4 protein-coding genes and 1 pseudogene are annotated in these 7,146 nt (G+C 58.7%); 2 read left to right on the forward strand and 3 right to left on the reverse strand.

What is annotated here, in order from left to right; all coding sequences use genetic code 11:
- Positions 1-499: 499 nt before the first annotated feature.
- Positions 500-1,639, reverse strand: coding sequence for a porin (locus EN991_RS16710; RefSeq protein WP_063169258.1), 1,140 nt, complete (start codon positions 1,637-1,639; stop codon positions 500-502).
- Between the two features lie 681 nt (positions 1,640-2,320).
- Here EN991_RS16710 and EN991_RS16715 point away from each other — a divergent pair.
- On the forward strand, positions 2,321-2,677 hold the full coding sequence (locus tag EN991_RS16715; RefSeq protein ID WP_024505577.1) for a hypothetical protein: 357 nt from the start codon (positions 2,321-2,323) through the stop codon (positions 2,675-2,677).
- 464 nt (positions 2,678-3,141) lie between these two features.
- Positions 3,142-4,468: pseudogene (gene hemN, locus EN991_RS16720) on the forward strand (oxygen-independent coproporphyrinogen III oxidase).
- 234 nt (positions 4,469-4,702) lie between these two features.
- On the opposite strand, the gene EN991_RS16725 reads toward hemN, so the two are convergent.
- Both EN991_RS16725 and EN991_RS16730 read right to left on the reverse strand, forming a co-directional pair.
- On the reverse strand, positions 4,703-6,346 hold the full coding sequence (locus EN991_RS16725) for an MFS transporter (protein WP_127369161.1): 1,644 nt from the start codon (positions 6,344-6,346) through the stop codon (positions 4,703-4,705).
- Between the two features lie 173 nt (positions 6,347-6,519).
- A partial coding sequence (locus EN991_RS16730) for a 3-oxoacyl-[acyl-carrier-protein] synthase III C-terminal domain-containing protein (protein ID WP_281058798.1) occupies positions 6,520-7,146 on the reverse strand: 627 nt, incomplete at its 5' end.

A 7,146-nucleotide genomic window follows, 5' to 3' on the forward strand; every position in this document is an offset into this window, starting at 1 on the left:
ACGCAGCGGTGTGAGACGGGCATTCTTGTGGATGTTCATTCGGACCCTCCGATGGATGCTGAAGCGTGGTAACTCCAGTCTCCTCGGTCCGGTCCGAATGGACAACCTCTCGAAAGCTCACACCTAGGATGGGTGCTGCCACGCGGCTCGGACTCAGCGTGCATTATCACGTAAATGTTGAGAGAATGAATGGCGCCGCGAAGGGCAATTCCAGCCGTCCAAAGCGACAGGCGTGTCGCGGCCTCGACATTGCAGTGGCGCTTACCTAACACGGCCTCACACTGCCCTCTAAACGGCCCCGAATTTGAACTGACGGCCCCTGGCCGGTTCATCGGGCAGGTCAAGGGCTAGGTGTAGTACACAGGGCTCATAACTTTCAGTTTCTAGTTGGTACGATGGGCCGTGGACGGTCGATGCAGACTTCAAGATGGCGAACGAAGCTCTCCATGCGTGCGTTGTCGAGGCAAGTGCCTTTGCCATGCTCGCGACTGGAGAGATTTCAAAATGAGCCTTGTAAGCGGAGAATGCCGCCGACGCTGTTCGGCTTGCTCGTGCCCTTGACGGCGGTAGGCTCGGCAGGGCCGAGGCCAGAGTTGCCGTAGTGGTCGTAATCGACCTCGGCTGTGACCGTGAAGCCGGGAACGACCATGTAGGCGACGTTTGCAGCCACACCAGCATCCTTGAGCTGATCACCCGAGACCTGAAGGTTGAACGAAGTTTTCTCGTCAAACTCGTAGGTGGCGCCCGCCCAGAAAGCCCACTGGCCGTTCCAGATTTTGTACGAGCCGCGCCCATGATTGGCAATTGCGCCGTTTGAGTCCTCGTTGAGACTGGCATTGGAACCGTAGCCGAAGAGTCCAAACAGCGACAGCTGGTTTGTGACAGCGACGTCGACGCGGATCTTGCCGGCAAAAGCTTCGTAATTGCTGTCATAAGCCGCGACGCCGATGATCGAGCCCCAGCCTTGCGTGTATTTCAAGCCGGCGACAACGTGCGGAATATAGCTGTCGATAGTACCGGCTGAGCCCGATCCTTGTTCGAGCGAAATCACAGTCGAAATGCCGTTGCCGGCGTCGAAGTGGTACTGAGCCACGTTGGTGTCGAAGCCGGCCGACGGAACGAGCATACTATCGAGAACGTTGCCAGCGTAGCTTGCAAACGTATCGAAGGCCGACCCCTCCTTGCCAACTCGCAGGCCTCCCAGCTCGACCCAGGCAGAAGCCAGTGCGAGGCCGCTGTTGAAATCATAGTTCTGAGGACTGTCATGCGAGTTAGCGCTGTTGCCAAAATTCACCTGGGTTTCGGTATAGGTCGTCAACGCGCCGAGCTCGGTCTGCTGGCCGGTCCAAGTTTTGAACGTGAAGCGTGTGCTGTTTCGCCAAGTGCCTTGGTCCTCGCCAGTTCTCACGTCCGAGGTTCTTGCGCTGTCATACGATCGGACGTCACCCAGGCCGATATCGTAACGGACATAGCCGCCGATGCGCAGGCAGGTCTCGGTGTTGGGAATATAGGAATATCCCGAGCCGAGGACGTCGCAGATCTTGATGTACTCGGCCGGTTCCCGCTCGGCGCCAGCTGCTCGACCGACGGAAATGGTCATCAGAGCAGTTAAGCCGAGAAGAGGACTCTTGATGTACATGTCTAGATCTCCATGAAGGAATAAAAAGGATAGAGGCGAAAGAGCAAGCTTTTCCTCTAAATTTTGTGCGTGTTGTCTCCAATATGTGGACGCCAAAGCGCTTGACACGAGAGGTGAGCCAGCGTAAAAGCCACATGTACTTATAATAGTGTTTTCTGCTAGGAGATTCATTATCGTTTACATGTGAAACACTCCGGTCGGACCGCTGCAGCTCTCCGAATAGAGCAGCAAGCGACATGCCAACCTGAAGCGTAGATGCGGCCGACACCAAAATCGGGCCGACGCGCCTTCGTCTCGCTGGAATCACTTTTTTTGAGGGTCACTGCGAAAAGAAATGTGCGACACGGTTCGCCATGTTCGATATGTGACAGTCTCGTTTAACAGCGACGGCTTCCCGTCTGACCGCAACGGAGGCCGCGCCATCCGCTACCGAGAAGGATCACTGCGCGTACGCTCCGCAAGGGCTGCGCCAGGAACAGAGGGCGTGCACGTCCGAGGCGTCGCATGGTGGCCGCAGCACCTTTTCGCCGCTGTAAGTTCGCCGTGCAGGTACATTGCGCGGCCGGAAGCGAGAGGGAGCGCACCCTGAAACGGCTGCCTACGGCTCGCCTCGAGTAATTGGCGATGAACAGTATTCTCGAGAACTTAGTCTCGACGGAAAGAGCAACGAAAGGAAGCCGCTTGGACGAGCACGATCCGAAGGAAGAACCGATCGAGACCATTTTCCGCAACGGCACAATCACTGCCGTGGGTATCCTGCTTGCCTTTTCCCTCGGCTTCCTCACTCATTGGGCCGCGAACCCCTTGCCATGGCAACTCTACGATCTGTTCGCCGTAGTGCCGATCCTGCTCGGCATCGCACTGCAGATGAGAGCGCTGTCCATGCTGCTCGACATGAGTTCCTTGCGGCGCCCCATCTACGAACGCGCCAATCGCATTTTCATGGTCGGCCTCATCCAGACCGCGTGTGGCGTCGGCATGGCCATCTTGGTCGATCTTTTCGGGATATCGGTAGGGGGCACGCTGCCCGGCGCTTGACGACAAGCCACACCGCTCTTCGCTCGAAGCGACGTCAAGCCGGGGAACCTTGTGCACCCCCTAGCGGCGTCCTCCTTTCATCAAATGAGCCGACGTCAGCTTTAGAGCGTCTCGGTGGCTAAAGCCGGTATGGTTTTTCGGCCGGCAGGGAAGGCCGCTGGCTGGACCTGGATGGCGTCTGAACGAGGCTTGACAGGTCCGTTGCGTCGGACATGAATTTCGCATTGCAAAGTTCTTCCGCAGACGCCTCAAGCACACTGCACTGGCGTCACGTACTCAGACGTTGAATGCGGCACCGCACCATCACCTCAGGCGCAACCATGGCACGCGCGCTCCCCGGCGTGGTTGACCCCATCCTGTCCAAACGAGACTGCGACATAAGCGGGACGCACTGACTTAGGTCAGAGACCAGGACGAGCGCGCAACGAAAGAATGATGGATGAGCGACGTGGGATGACAGCTCCTTGCACACCTCAATCCTGACAAAGTACCGGGACCCCCGGCCGCCTTGGTATACCATCTATCCGACTGTGCCAGACTTCTCTGCGGCAGTTGGTGCTGACGATTATGAGGAATGGCTGGGGGGCCTCCCGGCCGACGAATCGGTGTCGCTCTATTTCCACATTCCGTTTTGCCGATCCATGTGCTGGTATTGCGGCTTCCCTACCGCGGTCATCCGTCGCAACGGCCCGATCCTTAATTATTTAGCGGTGCTGCGTCAGGAGATCAGTTTGGTGTCGGAGCAAGTGCGGCAAGGGCTGCCGGTGAGCGATGTGCATTTCGGCGGCGGAACGCCTCACCTTATCGGGCCAGCCGAGCACTTGGCGCTGATGGAATTTCTACGCCGCCACTTCGCTTTCAGCAAAACTGCTGCGATCGCCGTGGAGATCGATCCCCGAACGTTCACACCGGAAATGGCCGAAGCCCTGGCAGCTAACGGTGTCAACCGCGCGAGCATCGGATGCAGAGCTTTGATCCCGATGTGCAAAGGCGATCAATCGGATCCAGAGTAAGGTGCAGACGGCCGCTGCAGTCCAAAATCTCCGCCGGCATGGCGTTGGCCATATCAACTTCGACCTCATCTTCGGTCTACCGAAACAGACTGTGCAGTCCTGCATCCAGACCGCGATGGCTGCGGTCGCCATGCGCCCCAACCGGCTTGCGGTGTTCGGATACGCGCATATTCCTTCCGTGATAAAGAATCAGCGCCTAATCGAGCAGGCAGGTCTACCGGACGGCGATCTTCGCGCCGAACAGGCTGCAACTGTCGCCGAGACACTGGTTGGCGCTGGCTACCGGGAGATCGGGCTCGATCATTTCGCTCCGCCGGACGACGAACTTGCGCTAGCGCCAGAAGACCGGGCGCCTACGGCGTAATTCGCTGGGATACTCGGCCGATACTTGCAAAACGTGATCGGCTTCGGCGCGTCGGCTATTGGCCGAGTCCGCGAGGGGTATGTTCAGAACGAAGTAACACGGGATTCTTACGCCCGGCACATCGCAAGTGGACGTCTGGCGACATCAAAGGGTCACCGTCTGACCGACGATGACCGGGTGCGCGCAGCGATCATCGAGCGACTGATGTGCGATTTGGAGGCCGACGTGCCGACCATCTGTGCCGCCCACGAAATCGAACCAGCTCGTTTTCTCGATTCAGTTGAGAGTTTGGTGACGCTGGCTGAGGAGGGGATCCTGGACGTCGAAAACGGCTTCATCCGCGTGCGGCCGGAGCACCGCTTTGTTGTTCGCGCCGTTGCTGCTGCATTCGATGCTTTTCTCGCGAATCGATGAGTTGAGGCCACGACGCCGAAAGGCATCAGACCTTGTTTGGCGCTCGTCGGCATGGGCTCTCGCAGAAGACTCCGCAAGCGTATGCAGGGGACTTCCACTTGACGCCGCGTTCACCATCATCTCGCCTGGGTGCGCGCGAAAGCGCACAACCCGGAGCACGCTGCTCTCGGTGTGAGGCTGTGCTCTGCAAAGCACCGGTGATCCACCCTGTCCCTGGACAGCAGCTTGATGGCGTCATCTTGGAGGACGAGAAAAGATTGTCGAGGTACGGGTACGAATTGCCTCGGTCGTCCGTTCAATCGAAAGCACTGTCTGCGGAGGCACCTCTCCTTCATGCAGTGACAGGAGATGCTGGGCGACTTCCTTATCTGCTGCGGTGAGTCGATGATTTAGGCGGAGAAAGTCCATCCAGGTGGGGGTGCGGAATGTCTCCGTCCAAAGTGACGGTGTTTGCAGATTTCGCTGGAGCGTCCAGTTTCGTGCACCGGCACGGCTCTGGACGTGTCGCCGCGTGCGCATGGAGCCCAGAAAGGCCTCGATATTTTCCTCCGATATCAAATACTCGACCTTGGCCACGATAGGGCCACTTCTGGGTTTCAGATCGAGAGCCACGTCCGGCGGATGAAAAACTGAACTTTCTTGATCGGTTTCTTCCCAGGGACGGACCGGCAACACGATCCCCGCTGCTGCAACCAGCAACAGAGCGCCTGCGGCGCCCTCCAATGCTGAGGTCAAGGAATAGTTTTGCGCGACAGAACCCCAGATCCAGCTGCCAGCAGCCATACCGCCTGCGCTCAAGGCGTAGTAAATGGAGAGCGTGCGGCCTACAACCCACCTTGGGCTTGCCAACTGCCCCGACACGTCAATGCCCGTCCAGGTGATAAGCCAACCCGCTCCGCCGAGCGCCAGCGAAATGGCCGCCACAGGAAGCGACGATGTAAGGGCAAGGGAGAGGCAACAGACTGCACAAGCCACAGAGGCGAAGGCCACCAGCCTGTTTTGAGACGTGACCTTCCTCAAGAAGCCGTTGCCCATACCCGCGATGAAAGCACCCATGCCGAAGCCGGCCAATAAGATACCGTAGACAATTGGCCCACTCTTCAACTGATCCCGGACGACGAGGGGGAGCAACGCCAGAATGGAGATGCTTGCCAACCCGAAAAGAGCGGCTCGGGCGGTCGCTGCCCTGATCTCCAAAGACATCGCCGTAAAGCGCACTCCGTCATGAATTGCCGTCGTCATTCTCTCACGAGGGAGAGGCGAAGAGCGGACCTCCCATTTGGTGCGCCATATCGCGCTTATGGGCGCCAGATCACTCACCGCAGCCAAGGCGAAAGCGGCCAGCGGCCCAAAGACGGCCAGGATCACGCCCCCCAAGGCTGGACCAACGCTGCGCACAATGTTGTATCCGACGGACATAAGCGTCACTGCGGCCGGAATGTCGCGTTTGTGAAGGATATCGCCGACCGAAGCGTGCCAAGCCGGATCATTCAAGGCAAAGCCGCAGCCGGCCAGGAAACCTAACCCGAGAATCAGCCAAGGACTGACAAATCCCAGACCCACAGAAATCATCAGCGTCGTCGACGCCGATGCTATCAGGCAGTGTCCCGCAAACATCACCCACCGGCGGCTGAAGTTGTCGGCAATGGCTCCGGCGAAAACTGAGAGGAAGAACACCGGCAATGTGGATGCGGCCTGGACGAGTGCCACCATGAGGTCGGACGCTGAAATCGTTGCCATAAGCCAACTGATGGCGACCGTTTGCACTAGCCAACCGAGGCTGGAAATCTGGGTGGCCGCCCAAATTGAGCGAAACACCTTGTTTCGAAATGGGGCGAGCGTCTTTGAAACGGGCGGTTGGGGATTTTCGCTCTGCATGAGGTATTGCTGGCCTTCGATGAGCGCTGCGATTTGAGCAAGCGGGTCGATACTTAGACATCGCGGAGCACCGCACGGACCCCAGCTCTATGGAGCTTGCCGGCGACTATTTGCGTATTGAGCCATTCTCATAGTCTCATTCATGAGCAGTCCTGTGCGCAAGCATTGCTTTGCTAAATTCCCACCACAAGCGCGCCGCCGCTGAGACCCGCACCCGCTGCCGCCAAGAGGACTTTCTCGCCAGGCCGAAACGGCTGCGCCCGATGGGCCAGCGACAATGAGAGCGGGATCGTCGCGGCGGAAGAGTTGCCATATTCGGCGATCGTCTTGACGATCGAGTGATCAGCGATGCCGAGGTTCCTGCCGACCGCGTCGAAAATGCGCGCATTGGCCTGATGCGGCACGAAACGATCGAGGTCTTGCGGCCTCAGTCGGGCAGCAGTGAGCGCATCTCTCGAGCAGGCGGTCATCATCTCCACGGCCTTGCTGAATACTTCACGGCCGTCAGTGATCGTCATCCGTGTCTGCGCGAGGTCGAGGTCGGCATGGAACGGAGTGTTGCTTCCCCCGGCGGGAATCTGGATTAGCCCGTAGCGCGAGCCGTCGGAATCCACCGAAGCGCCGAGAATGCCTCGATCCGGGTCATCGCAAGGACTGATCACCATGGCGCCGGCGGCATCGGCAAACAGCACGGCGCTGGCGCGCTCGGCCAAATTGATGCGGTGGCTGAGGATGTTGGCGGCGATGACAAGGCTCGCTTTGCCGTGCAGGCGGGTGAACCCGTCGGCGAACATCAGCGC

Source organism: Mesorhizobium sp. M7A.F.Ca.US.005.03.2.1 (assembly GCF_003997795.1).
GTDB lineage: Bacteria > Pseudomonadota > Alphaproteobacteria > Rhizobiales > Rhizobiaceae > Mesorhizobium > Mesorhizobium ciceri.

What these genes read in the sequence shown, in the direction of transcription:
- EN991_RS16710 (WP_063169258.1), bottom strand. Translation starts at nt 1,639, where the DNA reads ATGTACATCAAGAGTCCTCTTCTCGGCTTAACTGCTCTGATGACCATT.
- EN991_RS16725 (WP_127369161.1), bottom strand. Translation starts at nt 6,346, where the DNA reads ATGCAGAGCGAAAATCCCCAACCGCCCGTTTCAAAGACGCTCGCCCCA.